This window comes from Protofrankia sp. Cas8 (assembly GCF_963555845.1).
GTDB lineage: Bacteria > Actinomycetota > Actinomycetes > Frankiales > Frankiaceae > Protofrankia.
The window spans coordinates 14851-15536 of the sequence record NZ_CAUVXI010000137.1; the positions used below are offsets into that span (position 1 = coordinate 14851).

Here is a 686-nt window from a genome sequence, read left to right on the forward strand (position 1 = left end):
GGACGTCGTCGAGCCCGACGACACGGTCCACCCAACGTCCCTCGACTGGCGTCTCGCCCTCCAGCTCCATACCAAGTTCGACAAAGAACGCAATAGCAGCCTCAAGGTCGTCGACAACGACGCCGACGTGGTCCATCCGCTGAATCGTCATATCCCCGAGCATAGGGCGGATGTTTGGCTGCGTCGGTGCGGGGTGGCGTCGTCTACTCTTGGATTTCGGCGTCAGTGGAGCGCTTGGAGCATGATCGAGGTTCGTGAATTGTGACGTCAGTTGGGGCGGGCTCAGGTGGTGAGGGCTCGGGTGCGGGCGAGGCGGTAGGAGTCGGTGCCGGTCTCGATGTTGTTGCCGCCGAAGGTGAGTCGGTCTGGAGTGGTTCCGCTTTTCTGGACGCCCTTTTAAGCTGCCATTTGGCTGATATTTTGGTAGCCTAGATCGTATTCTCTGGGTGTCAAGTATTCGAGTGTGGAATGACGGCGTGTCGAGCCCATATCTCGCGCTCCCGATCAATCGGACAGCTTTACCGAGTGTCCACTAAAGCGGGTACGGTCCAGTTCCCGTCGAACGCGGTAGCAGCGACACCATCGCCCTGGCCAGCAATTGACCCGAGGTCAGGTCGGTGACAGCGAGCTCGGCCTTCTCCTGCTGGACGCGCCGCACCGCCTGGTCATACCGACCGTCCGACGCC

The 686-nt window shown here is 60.8% G+C and carries 1 protein-coding gene and 1 pseudogene; both read right to left on the reverse strand.

Translation table 11 applies throughout. The features are described from left to right. Positions 1 to 151, reverse strand: a 151-nt coding sequence (locus tag U9977_RS27100; protein WP_416210683.1) for a VOC family protein, incomplete at its 3' end; no start/stop codon positions are given. A gap of 131 nt (positions 152 to 282) precedes the next feature. Further along, positions 283 to 366, reverse strand: a pseudogene (locus tag U9977_RS27105) (AAA family ATPase); the annotation flags it as partial. Positions 367 to 686: the final 320 nt, after the last annotated feature.